Below are 19,206 nucleotides of genomic sequence, written 5' to 3' on the forward strand. Positions count from 1 at the left end.
CGATCAGCCTCGCGCTATTCGAAAGCATAGCGCCCTATCCAAGACGGCGATGTTTCTGCCTCTCTGCGCTTTTGCTTGACGCGGCGCAGCCTGCGACAGTGGACGGGATCGATTATTGTCGGGGGACGCTTAGGGCTGGCGCATTGAAGTGTTTGGGTCCGGTCGTCACCACCGCATCCCAAACGACTGACCACGTGTCTAAGTAATAGGTGAATGAAGTGCCCAAGTCCGTCGCAACCCGGTTTATGCGTGCATCATTCAGCAGTGTTGTTGCAATCGCGATGCTGGCAACACCCAAGCTTTACGCAGGCGACTTTACACTTGATTGGGCGCAGATCGATTGGCCTGCGGGATCGACCGCGCCGCTAAGCTTCACCCTGAAAGACCAGTATGGTTTTGAAGTCGATACAAGGATCGACGTCGTGGGCAACTTTGTGGCGGGGGGCGGCATCGTGTCGCCTGATGATGTCGCGATTTTCGGCGGCGGGATGGAGGCGCTGACGTTTATCGTGGATGCGCCGCCCAATTCGGGCCGGGTCGGCGATTCAAGGGCGGGGGTCCAACTTAGTTTTTCGTCCAACAGTGTGGCCCTTCCGGTTGACGGCCTAAAGATTGACACCACGGACCTTGATGCCAGCGATAACAATGCCACCAACGACCGCTGCGATTTTATCACCGTTTTCGGAAGCAATGGTAATCCGGCCCTGTCGGCCGTTTCTGCGACCCCGACGTTTATTATCGGGCCCGGATCGGGCGCTGGGGCGACGGGCCTTATCGGGGCTAACCAAGCGCAGTGTATTTATCTAGACGGTCCTGCCGTTTCACCAACCTCTGACAATGATGACACGGGCACGTTACGGTCTGTTTTTCCTGACGCCACGTCGTGGGCAGTCTTCTATTATGACGAATCCATTGGAAACGTCCGAAACGTGGGTCCTTACGATCCCGCCCCACGGGGCTTGAGTGTTTTGGCAGACACTGAATTTGCGGTCGGTCAAAGCATTTCCTTGGTCAAAACGACGAACCCGGGCGATTTGGTCGCGCTAGGGGCGACGATCAACTACACCTATACCGTCACCAACGACGGCACCCTGCCGTTCAATGTCGGGCAGGATATCGTAATCCAGGACGACTCGGTCGGCACGGTGACCTGTCCCGCGATCACAACAGAGGTGCCTGCAGGCGGCACATTTACCTGTACGGCCGCATACACCGTGACGGCTGCTGATATTTTGAACGGCGGGCTAACGGCGACGGCCACTGCGGGCATTGGCCCCATAGGTCAGACGTTTCCCAACCGCCTTCAGTCTAACCCGGACACGCTGACCCTGCTTTATGCGCTTGGTTTTGATTTTGGCGATGCGCCCATCACCTATTTGGCACCCAAGCATGCGATCGTCGCCGCGCCCACAGTTTATTTGGGAACAACGGCACCCGATGCAGAGGCCTTTACCCAGTCGGACCTGACGGCCACTGGCGACGACCTGACGGGCAGTGACGACGAGGACGGCGTGACGCTGCCGCTATTAACGCAAGGTTCAATTGTCACGTTGACCGTTAGGGTCGCTGGCAACGGATACCTCCAGGCGTGGATTGATTTCAACGGCAACGGGTTGTTTGAAAATACGGCTGTCGAACGTTTTGCGACGGACCTGCGCGATGACGGGACTGGCGATGATGTGACTGCTGGGGACGGACAAATTCAGATCAACGTCACAGTGCCGGATGATGCGACAACATCGCGGACCTTTGGCCGCTTTCGCTGGGCATCGCAGGCTGGGCTAGGCATATCAGACCCGACGCTGGACGGAGAGGTTGAGGATTACTCCTTCATCATCGCGGCTGCGGATTTGGTTGACCGTGGCGACGCGCCCGGCAGCTATGGCGATCCGCGTCATGTGGTCGTGCCGCTGATCTATCTTGGTACGGCAGAGCCGGACACTGAAACCTCGACGAAGTTTTCTGCCAACGCCGATGGCGACGATATCGACGGCATCGACGACGAAGACGCGACGACGTTTCCGCAGATTGTTGCAGGCACGACAGTACCGCTGACAGTGCGAACCCACGAGACCCTGAGTGCGCAATTCGATTTGGGGCTGCCGGTGCTGGTGCCCGGTATCACGAACCTTCAGCTTTGGATCGACTATGATCAGAACGGCGCGTTCGAGGCTGATGAACATGTGGCGATTGATTACCGTGATGGCGGCACAGGCGACACTGACGGCACCTTTAACAATCAGATTGTGCTGAATATTCCTGTGCCTGCAGATATCGGTAACGGTGCCACCTATGCGCGCTTGCGTTGGTCGACTACCAGCGGCGTTGCGGCCGATCCTTTCGACGGAATAAACCTAGACGGCGAGGTCGAGGATTACCTTGTGACCCTGTCCAATCCGGGCGCGCCGCTGACCTGTTCATCGACGTTTTTCATGGTCGCAACGGAAACAGCATTTAACTTGCCTTCACTCAGCCAGCTGACAGTCAGCGAAAGCGGTGGCCTTTACACGCTAAGCCAGACTGCTTTGCCGCCAAATTATACCGGCAACTATCTTGTGACCGGCTGGGGCTATAATGAGCTGGACGGCTATATCTACGGTGTGCGCCAAAGCCCTCGGACGTTGATGCGGATCAACGCGGCTGGCGCTGTGCAAGAGGTGGCTGATGTGTCTGGGTTGACCATTGAAACGCCGGACACCAATTCAGACATCCTGCCAAATGGCATCATGATCTATATGTCGGGTAGCGATGTCAGCCGCTATCAACTGCTGGATATCAGCGATCCGACAAATCCAGTGGCGGTGGGCGTTTTGACGGCTGCGGCAGGGTCGCCCTATGGCCGTGATATGGCCTATAATCCGCGCGACGGCCTGATCTATTTCTTTGATCCCGCGCGCAATCTTTATGCCTTTGATCCGAACAATGGCGTGCCGGGACCTATTACCATTGATCTGATTGCCAACGTCCCGCTGGCTGCCGGATATTTCTCGATCGATATTGACTCGGTCTGGTTCGATGGCAGCGGTTTCATGTACGCCTTTGATAACCAGTCCCGCCAAGTCTTTGCGATCGAGGTCGGGTCTGACGGCAATCGCCCCGCGACATACGACCTCATCGAAGTGCAGGGCACCGTTAGCAATCTGACGTATCAGGGCAACGATGGTGCGTCCTGCCGCGCACCGGGGCCGTTCGTGTCGACGGTTTTCCAAAGCGGGTCAATCTCTGGCACCCTCTATCAGGATGCTGACGGGTCCAGCACGCTTAACGCTGGCGATACCGGGCTGCCCGCGGGCATCACCGTCAACCTATATGACGACAATGGAACGCCGTCTGATCCTGCCGACGATACGCTGGTATCCGCGGCGGAAACGATTGCTGACGGCAGCTATGCCTTTGGCACCGTCAACGCGACGCTGACCTACCGGATAGAGGTGGATACCGCAGATCCCGACATCCCCGCTGCCCTAACCCTATCAACGGTCAATCCGCTGACTGGCGTAACCGTCACCACGGGGGCCGACACGGCTGATCAAAGCTTTGGCTTTGCCACGGCACCGACGGCCGCCGATCTGTCGCTGACCAAAAGCGCGCTGCGCGCGTCAGATGGCGTGCCAATCACCCAAGCGACAGCGGGCGAGGCGATCGATTTCATCCTGACCGTGTCCAATGATGGACCGGGCACTGCGGCCGACATGCGGGTGCGTGATTTGCTGCCCAAGGGTTTCGCCTATGTCTCTGATGATGCGGCGGGGCAGGGGGATACCTATGATACGGGTACCGGTATCTGGACGCTTGGCGATGTGCCCTCTGGCAGCAGCCATGTGCTAACAATTCGCGTCACCATGTTGGACAGCGGCACGCATACCAATACCGCAGAAATCGTCGCCAGTTCGTTGTCCGACCCCGACAGTGACCCGTCGGTCGGCGCTTTGGTTGACGATCTATCGGACGGTTTGGCTGACGATGACGAGGCAAGCGTCACCGTCGCGTTCATCGGCACCGGCGCAACACTATCCGGTCTGGTGTTTTTGGACAACGGGGCAGGGGCCACAGCCTTTGACGGCGTCCAAGGCGGCACAGAGGTCGGCACGGACAGCGCCGTAGTTCAGGTGCTAGACAGCGCTGGCGTCGTGATCGGCACACCCGCCGTAGCGGCAGACGGCAGCTGGAGCCTGACCCTGCCTGATGGCTACACGAATACCGTCACGGTGTCTGTGGTGCCTGACGCCTTGCTGCGCACCGTATCGGAAAGCGCACTTGGCCTGCCCGCTATCGTGAACGCCGACCCGCGCGACGGGGCGTTCACCTTCACGCCCGCGGCAGGCACGTCCTACGCCGATTTGAACTTTGGCCTGATCGTCGCGGCACGGCTAAACCTTGACCAACAGGCCGCAATCCGCCCCGGTCAAGTGGTGTCGCTTCGCCATGAATATATCGCAGATGCGACCGGCAGCTTGCTCTTTACGCTTGATGCACAGACCAGCGCGACCCCCGATGCCTTTGCCACCGGTTTGTTTATAGATAACGGTTGTGACGGCACGGCTGATACGCCGATCACCGGTCCGGTCGCCATCTCGGCAGGGACAACGCTTTGCCTTGTTGCGCGGGTTTCTGCCTCTGCCGCCGCCGGTCCAGGAGCATCCTATAGCATTGATATTGTTGCGGATACGACCTACGGCAGCACTGGCCTCGTCGAAGAGGATCGCAACACCGACCTTGTGACGGTGGAATCGTCGCAAGGCGCGCTGAAGCTGTCCAAGACCGTGCGCAATGTCACCCAAGGCACCCCCGAAGGTGTCGCCAACGGGGGCGGGGTAGGAGACGTGTTGGAATACCGGATCTATCTGGAAAATACCGGCACTTTGCCCTCGTCAGACATCATCGTCTACGATGCGACACCGCCGTATACCGTACTTGCGACGGCTGTCCCCAGCCCAATCGACATCGGCGACGGGGTGACATGCGTCAACGCGATATCGGGTGCGGCCAGTCCCGGCTATGCAGGCGACTTGCGCTGGGAATGCAGTGGAACTTATCCGCCTGGTGCCAGTGGGTCGGTGACGTTCAACGTCAGTATTGCGCCCTAACTGAAACCTAGCCTTCTTTGCAGCGAACCGAAGGGGCCATGTGATAGCCTATCAAAAATTGTGCCGTTGGATCACATCAATCAGAATTTAGGCTGCCTTCTATTTGACAAAAACTGTAGCGAGTAAGTGCGGACGCAGCAGCGTTTGAAGTGAAAGCAAATTTAATGTCCAACGAGCCAGTCCTAAAAGCGTTCAGGCACATCAGGGTGCCAGTGATGACGGTCGCTGCGGATGGCAGAATTTCACACAGCAATGCGGCAGCAGACAAACTATTTGGCTACGATGAAACGCTGATCGGTCAGACGGTTTCAGACGTTCTGGATGTTCAATCCGTTGCTGCGCTTCATAGCTACATCCATCCTCCTGAGATTGATGCGAACATTCAGTTGATGATGGGAAGAAAGAAGTCCGGTGACGAGGTACCCCTGTCCATACATTTGACGTCCTGGTCAGATGAAGACGGATTGCAGCATGCAATGATCCTACGAAACCTGACGGAAGTGCTGAGGGCAGAAAAGGCTTCTAGCGCAGATCTTAAGCGAGCAAACATTGCGATCAACTCAGCCCGGATTGGCGTCTTTGAGTATTTCCCGATCGAAGACCGCGTTGTTGTTTCGGGCATGTGGCGCAAGATCTTAGAACTCCCCAAAGGCGTTCCTGTTGACACATTGGAAGAGTGGCGCTCTCGCGTCCATCCGGATGATTTATTTGTCGCAGAGGAAGCGATCCGGATTTGTGTGGATGGCGAGCAGGAAAAGGCATCAAGCGAATATCGGCTGCTTTCAAAAGATGGTGCGAGATGGCTTTGGGTGCAAGTAAACGTCGCGGGTATCAGCAAAGACAGCTCTGGCAGAGTTACGTCAATCGTTGGCTCTATGAGGGATGTGACTGAGCGCAAAAATATGGAAATCTCTTTGCGTAGCAGCAACGAGCAGTTTCGTTCCGCATTTGAAAACTCTCCGATCGGGCATGTTATCTTCGGGATCGACGGCAATTGGTGGCGTGTAAACAAAGCATTGTGTGAATCTCTTGGGTATACCGAAGACGAGCTCATCAGCCGGCCAGCTGAAAATATTACCCACCCGGATAGTATCCAGATGGCCTCTGAACAATTCACCAGATTATCTGCGGGCGAAATCGACAATTATGTTGAAGATCGGCGCTATATTCGCCGGGATGGCTCTACGATGTGGGCCCAGGTGACTGTCAGTTTAGTCCGCGACGCCGTTGGCAAACCCAATCATATCCTTTGCCAAGTGATGGACATGACGGAGCAACGTCGCCTTGCCGCCATGAAAGGCGAGTTTGTCGCGACAATCAGTCACGAACTCAGGACGCCGCTGACATCCGTGCTTGGCTCTCTTCGGTTGCTCATGGCGATGAAGAGCGAAAACCTGTCCGAAAAGGTTCGGCGCCTGCTGTCGATCGCGCATCAAAACGGTGACCGACTTTATGTGCTGATCAATGACATCCTAGACTTTGAAAAATTCTCGGTAAACCAGATGGAACTTTCAATCGGGTGCCACGACGTGGTGGCACAGATTGAAGAAGCTGTGCTGGCAAATACAAACACCGCCGACAACTTCAACGTGGCATTTAAATCATACGAAAATGACAGGCCTCTGTATGGGAAAATGGATCCCAGAAGGTTTCAGCAAGTCATGACAAACCTGCTCACCAATGCTGCGAAATTCGCATATCCGAATACCGAAATAAAAATTCATACTGAAGAACACGGTGAGTTCCTCAAGGTCTGTGTAACCAACCAAGGAGAGGGCGTCCCGCTTTCCTTCCGGGATCATATCTTCTCGCCGTTCTCACAGGCGAAAGAGGCGGATACGCGGTCACGGGGCGGCACAGGTTTGGGTTTGGTCATCTCAAAGCAAATTGTCGAGCTGTCCGGTGGCCAGATAGGTTTCGACAGTGTCGTCGGCGATAAAACAACTTTTTGGTTTACTGTCCTGAAAATAGCGGACCCGATCGGTATTCCACTTAAAACCAGTGGCCCTATTGCAAAACCGATGCCGGGCCGCACTCGCTTTACGTTTTAGCGCTCTGGGTTCACCTGTGTGTCTAGGATAAGGGTGGTTCGGTTTGTGTGAACCGTTTCCGGGCGTTTTCCCGTCGAGCGATAAGTAAGGCGTACGGGTGCTCGTAAAGGGTCACCCCGGCTGCAGTTTTTGGAACTTAAACGGGCCAAAACTGCCAAGCGCACCCCTCCCCGTCATTTTTATAGCTCAACAACGACGGAAGAATTCAGCAGCCGCGTATAACCCCGCATACCGTCTGTCATTCTATAAAAGGCATCCCCATGCGTCATTTGCTTCTTCCGCCCGGCTTAGCCGTGCTTGCCTGCCTTTACGCCACCACAGGGCAAGCGCATGAAGACTCCATTCACTGCGAGGCGGTGACGGAGTCGGTCGCCGAGGCGGGCTTTGACGATGTGGTCACGGTGACCTGCACCGACAATCAAGCTTTGATCGCAGGCGATACCTATCCCGACCACGAGATGATGACCGGTATCATCGGCACGAACGAACAGGTGCCAGTGCCTGCGGTGAATTATGCCTCACCCATCACATTGGTGCCCGTGAGCGGGACAGAACCGCATACTCGCGATGCCGCCCTTGGTGTCGCGGTGAACGGCGTGCCAATCTATGACTACACGGCTGGAGGAGAGATGTCGCAATCGGATCTGGCGACCTATCAGGCCAATTTGGACACCGTCGCGACGGGTCAGCTTGATGCCTGCGGCGGTCATGCGGGGCGCGGCGACGATTACCACTATCATGCCGCACCGACCTGCATGATTGACCAGATGGCAAACAAGGGTCCGGATGCGATCATCGGCTGGGCGTTTGACGGTTTTCCGATCTACGCAGATACCAATCCCGACGGCACCGCCATCGCCGCAGGTGTTCTGGACGTGTGTAACGGGCAGGCCGATGATGTCTTTGGCTATCGCTACCACACGTCCGAAGGTGCGCCCTACATCATCCAGTGCCTGATGGGCGAAGTGCCCGACATCGACGCCCTGCCGCGTGTGCGTCCCTTGGGCGCATCAGAAGGCGGCCGTGGGCCAGAGGCAGGTCAGCCACCGCGCGGCGGGGTTGATGATCTGGTATTCGTGCAGGACGACGACGGCACCCGGACCATGACCTACAGTTATCAGGGCGGCGACTATTACATCAAATATGCCCCGTCCGAGACTGAGAATTGCTACAACTTCGAAACCCGCACCGTGACGAACGGCGGGGAGTTATTCGAGCAGGAGCTGTGCCGCGAATGACCCGCTTTCCCGCACTCGCCATCGCATTGCTGTGCTGCACGGCCGCATTGCCAGCCGCCGCGCAGCAAACGCCGCCGCCAAAGTCCGGCACAGATGCAACTGCGCCACAGGGGCCGAGGTTCACCTTATCAAGTTCCGCGCTGGTCGACGGCGCGGCCTTGCCTGATGATCTGCGCTGCACGCGCAGCGGCGGGGACGGTGTATCGCCGCCGCTGTCATGGGAAAACGCGCCTGCAGAGACGCAGGCCTATGCCATCGTCATGCAGCATTATCCGAATGGTGCCTATCCCGGTGTAAACGAGCCGAGCCACTATTGGTTGGTCTGGAATATTCCCGCAGGTGCCGACGGCGTGGCGCGGGGCAATCCGGAGTCGTTGGGGGTAGAGGGCAGCGATAAGGACCTGCGCACGACTGGCTATACGCCGCCCTGTTCGCCATCTGGTGCGGGTACCCATGAATACACGATCTGGGTCTATGCCGTTGATGCGCCGCTGGCTGATCTGCCGGAACAAGACGACATCGGCACCGGTTGGACTGACGTCATGGCCGCGCTGAAGGGTCATGTCCTTGCCGGCGACTCCATCACTTTCCTGAACTAAATCACGACACCTTTGACACGATTGGACACATTATGCGCTTTATATTCGCGACAGTAGCAGCCCTGACAACCTGCGCCGCTCAGGCCGAAACCCGCGACATCACCGCCGACGTCTGGGTCGACAATTGGTTCTCTATGTCTGCCAACGGCGAGGTGGTCCTTGAAGACTCGGTGCCGATCACGACAGAGCGGTCTTTCAACAAAGAAACGGCGACCTTCACGGTCGAGCTGCCAGCAGTGATCGCGATTGAGGCAAAGGACTTTAAGGAAAACGATACTGGTCTAGAATATATCGGCACGGATCGTCAGCAAATGGGCGACGGCGGCATGATTGCCCAGTTTAAGGATGCGGTGTCGGGCGAAACGCGCGCCGTGACTGATGCGGATATGAAGTGCCTTGTCGTGCAGTTCGCGCCGGTAGAGCCGTCTTGCGCTGAAGAGGCAAACCCTGTCGCAGGGGAAGGGGCTTGCGGATTTGTTGCCACGGACATTCCGGCAGACTGGACTGCACCCGATTTCGATGACAGCGATTGGCCCGCCGCAATCGTCCATTCCGCCGCCGACGTCGGCCCGAAGGACGGCTATGACGAAGTCACGTGGGACGACAGCGCAGAGCTGGTTTGGGGCGAAAGCCTGAAGCAGGACAACACCCTGCTATGCCGTTTGACGATCACTGAATAGGTCAATTGATATCTGAAGGGTGTGGCGGCTGACGCTTGAAACACAACCGTGCACAGATTGCGGCGCTATTGGCCGAGCTGACCATTGCAATCCGTCGCGGTTTTGGTGGGCGAGTGCCCGGCACTGCAATTGATGACCCGTGAAACAAAGGTTAAAACGTGAAAAATAAGACCCTGTATGCCACCGCAGCCTTTGGCGTGATCATCGCCGCCATTGCGTTGAATGTCGCCATGCCCGACACAGCGGACGCGCAAGACACGACGACCGCCGTTGGCCTTGTCGATACGTCCGCAGCAGTTCAGGCCGCGCATTGGAGCGACAACGTCACGATCACCATCGACGCGGATGCAAACACCTTTCGCTTTGAATCGAATGGCATGCCCAGCCATGGTTTTGCCGAAAAGTATCTGATCCCGACCGACCCCAGCGACCAACCCTTTGCCGACAAACCAGCCGAGTTTTTCAACGTTGAAGAGTCGGCGACCTATTTCAAAGAAACGCCGGTTGATACGACCATCACGACCTTGCCCGCGTATACAAAAGAGGTGACCGAAACATCCCTTGGCCGCATCGGCGTTGCGATTACCGGCGCGCAAATCTTCAATGATTACGAGAACTTTGAACGTACCGTCGTGGCCCAAGACGATCAGGTTATTCATGACCACGTCGCCTTCTTGGATCAATGCAACGGACACACTTTGGTCAGCGGCACCGACTATCATTATCACGGCATTCCGGTGTGTATCACCGACACCCTTGATAAGGCGGATGAGCATTCGGTGATGATCGGCGTGCTCGAAGACGGCTTCCCAGTCTACGGAAACCACGGGCAAGGGGGCGCTATCATCACAAACGACGATCTGGACGCCTGCAGTGGCCACGTAGATGTCACGCCTGAATTCCCGGACGGTATTTATCACTACCACCTGACGGCCGATGAAGCGCCTTATATGATCGATTGCTACCACGGCAAAGTCGAAGTGGCCGCGAACATGGGCGGCGGCGGCCCTGATTTCGCTGCCATCGCAGAAGAGCTTGGCGTTGAAGAGGCGGCGCTGCGCGACGCACTTGGCGACACCATGCCGCCCGATTTTGACGCTGCTGCCCAATCGCTTGGGATCGACAATGACGCTTTGCGCATCGCTATGCCTGGCCCAGGTCAGTAAGGGACTTAGGTCTTTGAAAAGATTGCATATATTGTGATTGGCGGGGCCATTGGCGTGGTCCTGACCGTCATCTTGCAAACCGTGCACATCACCATGCCGGAAGGTATGGTAATGCAGGACACGGCTGCGGTCACAGCATCTGCAGACATGCCTATGTCACAAGTAGATATGGGGATGCTGCACCAGCATCCGCCGTTGGCTGTGTCGCAGGATGCGCCGGTACCAACCGTAACCCATCTTGTCTTTCCTGATCCTATGGGTGGGTACAATGTTCAAATCTTGACGCGTAATTTCCAGTTCACACCCGCGAATATCAATCGCGACCCGCAGGACAACGAAGGTCATGCGCATATCTATATTAACGACGTGAAATATGCCCGAGTTTACAGCGATTGGTTTAATCTGCCAGCTTCGGCACTCTTGCCGGGTGAAAACCAAGTCAAAGTCACGTTGAACGCCAATAATCACAGCGAATGGTCTGTGGACGACATCCCCATTTCATCGACCGTAAGCGTCGTTGTGCCAGAGTAATGTGAGAGTCAGGCCCGTTGCCGATGACGTCTTTGCAGGGCAGTGTGGCCATCACCGCAAGAACAGACCGACCCGTTGCCCAAAATAGCTTGCTCTACAGCGGCCGCGAAACGGCGGCCCAGCAAACGCAAGCCTACCCGGATATCGCGGATGGCAGGGGATGGGCGCGGGCGGCCCAGAACGACACGGACCTTCGGCTCGCGGCGTCAATGCGGCGCGCATCCGGGCATTTGCTGCTGCGTTTCGGTAGAATCTTTGCGGCCTTGCACAGGTACGGATTTACAACGTCTGGCGCAGCAACCAGTCGACAAGCGCCTTCACATCGGCGCGTCCGGCCGCGTCGTCGTGTTCGACCAATTTGAAGTTCGCCCCCATCGGAATTTCCAGGTCAAATGGCGCGACAAGGCGCCCATCCTCTAAATGCCGGCGGGCAAAGCTTTTGCTGATGATGGCGCAGCCGTGGCCCGCCGACAGGATTTGCAAGGCGATCAAAGATGAATCCGCCCTGATCCAATGCGCCGGCCGCGGGCCATGAAAGCCGCAAATTTGGAAAAGGCGGTCCCAGTCGGTTTCCGAGCCGCCAATCTGCACAATCGCGTCCTTGGCGAGCACCGCCTCGATTGGGGTCTGGCCCAAGGTCGCCGCGTAGTCCGGATGGCAGACGATGACGGCGCTATCGACGGGCATTGGGTGGATGTGACGCTCTGTCCAGCCGCCTTCGCCGTAACGGATATCCAGATCGATATGCGCGCCGTTCATCCGGTCAGCCCAAACTGTCGTCGACAGCTCAACCTCGATCTGCGGATGCAGGGCGCAGAAATCGCGCAGCAGGGGGGCGACGATCAGCGCGGCAAAGGAAATAGAGCAGCGCAGGCGAATGACGGATTTCTGTTGGTCGCGAAACAGACCATCGGTGGCCGCCTGCATTTCCTGAAAGGATTTGCGCACCGGCACCGCATAGGCAAGCCCAAGGTCCGTCAGTTCCACCCCTTTCGCAAGGCGGCGGAATAGCTGGATGTCCAGATGTTGTTCCAGCAGCCGGATCTGTTGGCTGACAGCGGCGGGCGTCAGGTTCAGCTCTTCTGCGGCAGAGCTGAAAGAGCTGTGCCGCGCTGCCGCCTCGAACGAGCGGAGCCATGTGACGTGAGGCAACCTGCGCATATTGTGTCCATGTTCTGTCCCGCACTGTTTGGGCAGCTTACGCCAATCATGCAACGCGATAAGCCTAAAATTTATGGGGGCTTAGCGGTCATAGCCGTTGCTTGTGCAAAGAGGGCGCGAATGATTTGTGCTATGTATTCAACCGTCAAGAGGCAGGCTGGCATGACCGCCAAAGAGTTCGATTTCGTGATCGTCGGCGCAGGCTCTGCAGGCTGTGTGCTGGCGGACCGGCTGTCCGCAAGCGGCAAGCACCGTGTGCTGGTGCTAGAGGCGGGCGGCAGCGACCGCCAGTTCTGGATCAAGATCCCCGTCGGCTATGCCGTCAACTACGCAAAGCCCGCGCTGAACTGGGGCTATCACACCGACGCCGACACGGCCTTGAACGGGCGCAAAAGCTATTGGCCGCGCGGCAAGGTGATTGGCGGATCAAGCTCTATCAACGCGATGGCCTATGTGCGCGGACAGGCGCGGGATTTCGACGATTGGGCCGCTGCGGGCGCGCGGGGCTGGGGCTGGGACGCTGTGCGCGGCATCTATGATGCGATGGAAACGCAGTCGGATGCACCGGGGCAGGGTGGACCAGTCTGGGTGCAGAACCTGAGCGATCAGATGAACCCGTTTTCGCGCAACTTCCTGACGGCTGCGCAGCAGGCAGGGTTTGCCAATATCGATGACATGAACGCCCCCGGCGCTGACGGCGTCAGTTTTTACCGCAGTAATGTGAAACGCGGGATGCGCTGGTCTGCGGCAGATGCGTTTCTGCGCCCGGCGCTAAAGCGACCTAATGTGGCGCTTATTTCGCGCGCCCATGTCACGCAACTAGAATTCTCTGGCACCCGCGTCGACGGCCTGAGTTATACGCGCGGCGGCCAAACGCACCGTGTGGTTGCCCGCAAAGAGGTGATCCTTAGCGCGGGCACCATCAATTCGCCGCAGCTTTTGCAACTGTCCGGCATCGGGCCAGCGGCGCTGCTGCAATCGCAAGGGATAACAGTGCGCCATGACCTGCCGCAGGTGGGGCAGGGATTGCAGGACCATCTGGCTGTGTCCTACCAGTTCCGCGCCTCGCAAAAGACGCTGAATAACATCCTTGGCCACCGCCTTGGGCGTCTGGCTGCCGGGGCGCGGTATGTGATGACGCGGCGCGGACCGCTTGCGGTGCCGGTCAATCAAGTCGGCGGCTTTGTGCGGTCCGACGCGGACCTTGACGCGCCTGACATCCAGCTGTTCTGCAACCCCGCGTCTTACGAGGTAACCCCCGCGGGAAAGGTGATTGTGGACCGCGATCCGGGCTACCTTTTGTCGGCGCAGCAATGCCGTCCGACCAGCCGGGGATCGGTGCAGATTAACTCTGCAGACTACCGCGATGCGCCAACAATACAGGCCAATTCGCTATCCACGAACGAAGACTGCGACGCCGCCGTCCGCGCCAGCCGGATCATTCGCGCCTTGTCGCGCACCCCGGCGTTGCAAGCGGTGACGGCGGCGTCCAAGCTTGAGGGGTTCGACACCATGGACGACGACGCGCTACTGGCCGAATTTCGCAACCGCGCAGGCACGGTGTATCATCCCACCTGTACTTGCCGGATGGGGCAAAGCGCGGCGGACTCCGTGCTGAATGCGCGCCTGCAGGTGCACGGCGTGGCGGGATTGCGGGTTGCCGATGCCTCGGCCTTTCCGAATATCACGTCGGGGAATACCAATGCGCCAACGATGATGCTCGCCATGCGTGCGGCTGATCTGATTTTACAAGATGCAGGATAACCTGCTGCCATTCAAAAGGAGGGGCACATGCGCCTCGAAAAGTTAGAGACGTTTATCGTCGGAAATCCGCCGCCGCGTCATGGCGGGCGCTATTTCATCTTTGTGCGCCTGACGACGGCTTGCGGCATCACTGGCGTGGGCGAAATTTACAACGCGACCTTCGGGCCGCAGGTTTGCTGCGCGATGGCGCAGGATATGTTTGCGCGGCAATTTGAAGGGGCCGATCCCCATCACATCGAACTGCTGTTTCGCAAGGCCTATAGCGCCGGGTTCACCCAGCGCCCTGATGTCAGCGTGATGGGCGTGTTCAGCGGGCTAGAGATGGCCTGCTGGGATATCGTCGGCAAGGCGGCGGATAAGCCGGTCTATGAACTGCTGGGCGGGCGCGTGCACGACAAGCTGCGCAGCTATTCCTATATCTATCCCGCCAGCGGCGACGTCTATCCTGACCCTTCCTTGCCCAACGCTTACAACGACCCGCATATCGCAGCGCAGGTGGCACTGGATATGGTCAATCAGGGCTTTACTGCCCTGAAATTCGACCCCGCAGGGCCCTCGGCCACCAACCCCGACTGGAGGATATCAGTCTAAGCGTCGCGTTCTGCCGCGAAATCCGCGCCGCGGTTGGCGATCGCGCCGATCTGCTGCTTGGCACGCATGGTCAGTTCACCGTGTCGGGGGCCAAGCGGATGGCCCGTGCGCTGGAACCTTTCGATCCGCTGTGGTTCGAAGAACCCGTGCCCCCTGAAAGCCCCGCCGACATGGCCAGTGTCGCGGCCTTCACCTCGATCCCCGTGGCGGCGGGCGAGCGGTTGTGCACCAAATACGAATTCGCCCGCCTGCTGGAAACCGGGGCGGCGTCGATCCTGCAAATGAACCTTGGCCGCGTCGGCGGCCTGCTAGAAGCGAAGAAAATCGCTGGTATGGCCGAAACGCGGCAGGTCCAGATTGCGCCGCACCTGTACTGCGGCCCCATCGTCGCCGCCGCCAATATCCAGATCGCCACCTGTTCGCCGAACTTCTTGATCCTCGAAAGCATCGGCACCTTTGACGGGCCTTACATGAGCGCGGTCAAAGGCACGATTGAATGGGACAACGGCTATGTCATCCCGTCCAAAGCGCCGGGTCTGGGGTTGGAACTGGACGACGCCGCGATTGCAAACATGCCCTATACCGATACCGAACTGCATCTGACGATGGATCAGTTTCATGTGACCCCTCGTGGAGGAATACAATGATTACGCTTGATAAATTCTATATCAATGGCGCATGGGTTGCCCCCGACGCGCCCAAAACCATGCCGATCCTGACGCCGTCCACCAATGCGCAGGTCGGCACGGTATCGCTTGGGAATGCCGTTGACGTGGACCGCGCCGTCGCTGCCGCCAAGACAGCGTTCGAGACGTTTTCCCTGACCACAAAGGACGAACGCCTTGCCCTGCTGCGCAAGCTGGCAGAGCTGACGCGCGCACGGTTGGGCGATCTGGCGGCGGCGATCACGATGGAAATGGGTGCCCCTGCCACCATGTCGCGCGACGCGCAGGCCGATGCGGGCCTTGGCCATCTGGAGGCTTTCATTGCCGCACTCGAGGCGCATGACGAAGAAGAAATCCTGCCCAATGGCGATATCGTCAGCCGCGAGCCAATCGGCGTTTGCGGCCTGATCACGCCGTGGAACTGGCCCATCAACCAGATCGCGCTGAAGGTCATTCCGGCGCTTGCGACGGGGTCGACCTGTGTGCTGAAGCCGTCCGAACACACGCCGTTGTCCGCCCAGATCTATACCGAACTGATCCACGCAGCGGGCTACCCTGCAGGTGTGTTCAATCTGGTTTACGGCGATGGCCCTTCGGTCGGGGCAGCGCTGTCGCGGCATCCGGATGTGGCGATGATGTCCTTTACCGGATCAACCCGCGCAGGCAGCGCGGTGTCGGTGGATGCGGCAGCAACGATCAAGCGCGTGACACTAGAACTGGGCGGCAAATCCCCCAACGTGATCTTTGCCGACGCCGATGTCGCGGCTGCCGTCGCGGGCGGTGTGGCGGAATGTTTTTATAACACCGGCCAGTCCTGCAACGCACCGACCAAGATGCTGGTTGAACGCAGCGTCTATGATCGGGCGCTGTCCATCGCCCGCGCTGCCGCAGATGCGCAAGCCGTCGGCGATCCGGCGCTAGAGGGTGATCACATCGGCCCGCTGTTCGACCAGATCCAGTATGACCGCGTGCAAGAGATGATCGGGACCGGCATCAATGAAGGCTCGCGCCTTTTGGCTGGCGGCCTTGGTCGCCCGGACAACCTGCCGCCTGCGCTGCAAACAGGTTGGTTCGCACGGCCAACCGTGTTCTGTGACGTGACGCCCGACATGACGGTTTGGCAAAAGGAAATCTTTGGCCCTGTCCTGATCATTGCGCCCTTCGACACCGAGGAAGAGGCGATCGCCTTGGCCAATGACACAGAGTACGGCCTTGATGCATACCTGTGGACTGGCAACGAAGCGCGCGCGCTGCGCGTCGCGCGGCGCCTACGGGCAGGCGGCATCCACATCAATGGCCGCGCCTCTGGCTATGGCTCCCCGTTTGGCGGGTTCAAACAGTCCGGCAATGGCCGCGAAGGCGGAAAATTCGGGCTAGACGATTATCTGGAAATCAAAGTGCGCCCGCCCTTCGCGCTCTGACGTTATGCTTAGCGCATGAAAAGGGCCGCCAGCGCTATGCAGGCGGCCCTTATCCGTTTCAGATGTCCGGTCTATTCAGCCGGAACAGGCTTTGCCGCACCCGCCGGGGCGGTCAGGCCGGTCGGGATGACCTCATAGCCTTGTTCTTCGGGCTCATCATCTGTCAGCTCTGCTGGGAAACCGGGGCCGCGGATATCGAGGCCGGTCGCCTCTTCCAGACGGCGGATGATGTTGGGCGACAACTCCCGTTCACCGAACCGCGCGATGCCGTCGTTAAAGATTTCGACCAGGAGCGGGCTGATTTCCAACGGCACGCCAGCTTGATCGGCGATCTTCTGGAACAGGCCTATATCCTTTTTCACAAGGTCCATGGTGAACGACACATCGCGCGATCCGTTCAGGATCAACTGGCTTTCCGTCTCGTGCACAAAAGACGTGCCAGAGGAAATCTTCATCGCCTCATAGGTCGTATTCATATCCAGACCGGCGGCCTTCATCGTGACCAGCGCCTCGCAGCAGGTCAGCAGATTAGCGGTCGCTAGATAGTTCGTCATGACCTTCAGGATCGACGCGGTGCCGATATCGCCGGTGTGCAGCACGCGGCGGCCCAGTGTCGTCAACGTTGGCAGCATCCGTTCAAACGTGGCGCGGTCACAGCCCGCAAAGATTGAAATATTGCCCGTATCCGCCCGGTGGCAGCCGCCTGACACCGGGCATTCCATCGCCGCGCCGCCCGCAGCCTTGACCAAAGCGGCCAGGCGTTTGACCTCGCTTTCGTCCGTCGTCGACATCTCCATCCAGATTTTATCGGCGGTGACGGCAGGCAGCATTTACTCGACCACGGCGGCAGAGGCGGCGGGGGAAGGCAAGCAGGTAATGACCGCGTCACAGTCTTGCATCATCTGCAGCGGGCTAGTCGCAACATGGGCTCCGCGGCCGACAAAAGTCGCGACAAGGGCGGGGTTCAGGTCATGCACGGTCAGGTCGAATTTGTTGCGCAGCAAACTGCCCGCAAGTTTACCGCCCACGTTACCAAGACCAATGAAGCCGATTTTCATCCGGTATGTATCCTTATCTGAGACTCTGATCGATATTGCGCCCAAGGTGCGGCAGTTCGAAATGTCAGTAAAGCAACCGCATTTGGCCCAATGGGGCAGTATCCATTGGTGGCTTTCCCCCCCCTACCTGCCCGCGCTCTCAATCTTGCGGGATGCGACGACGTTTTCGAGCCATCCGACTTTCATTTCTGGGACGGACGCAAGCAGCAGGTCTGTGTAGTCGTCGAAGGGCGGCGCGAGGACCTTTGATTTGGGGCCGTATCGGACGACTTTGCCGCGGTGCATGGCGGCGATTTAGTCGGCGATGGCTTTGACGGTGGCTTTGACGGTGGCTAGGTCGTGGGTGATGTAAAGCGCGGCGACGCCGGTGTCCTGAATGGCCTTTTTGATCGCCGACAGCACGTCAATCTAGGTGGTCACATCCAGCGCCGAAGAGCACGCCCCGGCGTCCAGTTTCTGTATTGCCGCGCAAATTCCGTCGCTGGCGGACAAAGCATCTATAGCGACGGCGTTGCCGTTGCGAATGCCTTTCGCGAGCGCGATCCCGTTCTATTGTGAACACTGCACCTACGATATGCGGTCGCGTCAGACCGTGATCGCGCTTGACGCGCGGGGCGACGTGACGGGCTTGACGATCAGTCGGCACATGGCGGATATTTTCGATCTGGATCAGACCATGCTCGACGCCTACTACCCCGCGTTCTGCCGCTTTGGCCGAATGCTACAAGAAGATCGTTATATGATGGGTTTCCTGATGAAGGCGGGCGAATGCATGGTCTTTTACAACCACCATATCGTGTATGGCCGCAGCGCCTATTCGGCCGATAGCGGCTCGCGTTATCTGCGCGGCTGCTACACCGACCGGGGCGAAATGCAGTCGACCTATCGTGCGCGGGTCGACCAAGGCAGGTTCGCGGCGGCAGCATCAGGGCCATATGCGCCCGATGCGTCGGCTTGGTGTATCCACGGCACGATCCACCGCCGCCTGCCAGAGGCGCAGGTCGTGCTGCATTGCCATTCGCCCTATGCAACGGCGCTGGCCTGCCTGAAGGACCCGGCGATTGTACCGATCGACAACAACACGGCGCGCTTTACGGGCGCACGGCCTATGATCTGGCCTTCGGTGGGATCGCGGCATGGCGGCGCGGCATTTCGATTACCCAAGGGCGCAGCTGCCAGCGCTGATATAGCGGT

The 19,206-nt window shown here is 58.4% G+C and carries 10 protein-coding genes and 5 pseudogenes; 12 read left to right on the forward strand and 3 right to left on the reverse strand.

Annotated elements, in window-relative coordinates; translation table 11 throughout:
- Positions 1-218 precede the first annotated feature (218 nt).
- From KBW81_RS17855 to KBW81_RS17885, 7 genes are all read left to right on the forward strand, one after another.
- Positions 219-5,087 carry a GEVED domain-containing protein gene (locus tag KBW81_RS17855; protein WP_254249126.1) on the forward strand — a complete coding sequence of 1,623 codons (4,869 nt, stop codon included), beginning with the start codon at positions 219-221 and terminating at the stop codon, positions 5,085-5,087.
- Positions 5,088-5,302: 215 nt separating this feature from the next.
- On the forward strand, positions 5,303-7,138 hold the full coding sequence (locus KBW81_RS17860) for a sensor histidine kinase (protein WP_254249127.1): 1,836 nt from the start codon (positions 5,303-5,305) through the stop codon (positions 7,136-7,138).
- A 260-nt stretch (positions 7,139-7,398) separates the two neighbouring features.
- The gene (locus KBW81_RS17865; RefSeq protein ID WP_254249128.1) at positions 7,399-8,376 is read left to right on the forward strand and encodes a YHYH protein; all 978 of its coding nucleotides are present in this window, start codon (positions 7,399-7,401) and stop codon (positions 8,374-8,376) included.
- Positions 8,373-8,975, forward strand: a complete 603-nt coding sequence (locus KBW81_RS17870) for a YbhB/YbcL family Raf kinase inhibitor-like protein (RefSeq protein WP_254249129.1) — start codon at positions 8,373-8,375, stop codon at positions 8,973-8,975. Before KBW81_RS17865 ends, KBW81_RS17870 begins: the two co-directional genes overlap by 4 nt.
- Positions 8,976-9,007: 32 nt before the next feature.
- Positions 9,008-9,655, forward strand: a complete 648-nt coding sequence (locus KBW81_RS17875; protein WP_254249130.1) for a PEBP family protein — start codon at positions 9,008-9,010, stop codon at positions 9,653-9,655.
- Positions 9,656-9,813: 158 nt separating this feature from the next.
- Positions 9,814-10,821: a YHYH protein gene (locus KBW81_RS17880; RefSeq protein WP_254249131.1), complete on the forward strand. Its 1,008-nt coding sequence runs from the start codon at positions 9,814-9,816 to the stop codon at positions 10,819-10,821.
- 54 nt (positions 10,822-10,875) lie between these two features.
- Positions 10,876-11,352: a hypothetical protein gene (locus KBW81_RS17885; RefSeq protein WP_254249132.1), complete on the forward strand. Its 477-nt coding sequence runs from the start codon at positions 10,876-10,878 to the stop codon at positions 11,350-11,352.
- A gap of 279 nt (positions 11,353-11,631) precedes the next feature.
- On the opposite strand, the gene KBW81_RS17890 is transcribed toward KBW81_RS17885, so the two are convergent.
- Positions 11,632-12,513, reverse strand: coding sequence for a LysR substrate-binding domain-containing protein (locus tag KBW81_RS17890; RefSeq protein WP_254249133.1), 882 nt, complete (start codon positions 12,511-12,513; stop codon positions 11,632-11,634).
- A gap of 162 nt (positions 12,514-12,675) precedes the next feature.
- Between KBW81_RS17890 and KBW81_RS17895 the strand changes: the two genes are divergently transcribed.
- The 3 genes and pseudogenes from KBW81_RS17895 (at position 12,676) to KBW81_RS17905 (ending at position 16,954) form a co-directional block, all read left to right on the forward strand.
- Positions 12,676-14,277 carry a GMC family oxidoreductase gene (locus KBW81_RS17895; RefSeq protein WP_254249134.1) on the forward strand — a complete coding sequence of 534 codons (1,602 nt, stop codon included), beginning with the start codon at positions 12,676-12,678 and terminating at the stop codon, positions 14,275-14,277.
- Positions 14,278-14,304: 27 nt separating this feature from the next.
- Positions 14,305-15,515: pseudogene (locus KBW81_RS17900) on the forward strand (mandelate racemase/muconate lactonizing enzyme family protein).
- Positions 15,512-16,954, forward strand: coding sequence for an aldehyde dehydrogenase family protein (locus KBW81_RS17905; RefSeq protein WP_254249135.1), 1,443 nt, complete (start codon positions 15,512-15,514; stop codon positions 16,952-16,954). The pseudogene KBW81_RS17900 and the gene KBW81_RS17905 overlap by 4 nt, the downstream one beginning before the upstream one ends.
- A gap of 71 nt (positions 16,955-17,025) precedes the next feature.
- On the opposite strand, the pseudogene KBW81_RS17910 reads toward KBW81_RS17905, so the two are convergent.
- Positions 17,026-18,012 (reverse strand): annotated as a pseudogene (locus KBW81_RS17910) (NAD(P)-dependent oxidoreductase).
- 123 nt (positions 18,013-18,135) lie between these two features.
- A pseudogene (locus tag KBW81_RS17915) lies at positions 18,136-18,333 on the reverse strand (ABC transporter); the annotation flags it as partial.
- Between the two features lie 120 nt (positions 18,334-18,453).
- Here KBW81_RS17915 and KBW81_RS17920 point away from each other — a divergent pair.
- Positions 18,454-18,931, forward strand: a pseudogene (locus KBW81_RS17920) (TauD/TfdA family dioxygenase); the annotation flags it as partial.
- Positions 18,932-18,943: 12 nt separating this feature from the next.
- Positions 18,944-19,146 (forward strand): annotated as a pseudogene (locus KBW81_RS17925) (class II aldolase/adducin family protein); the annotation flags it as partial.
- Positions 19,147-19,206 lie beyond the last annotated feature (60 nt).

Source organism: Loktanella salsilacus (assembly GCF_024206795.1).
Taxonomy (GTDB): Bacteria; Pseudomonadota; Alphaproteobacteria; order Rhodobacterales; family Rhodobacteraceae; genus Loktanella; species Loktanella salsilacus.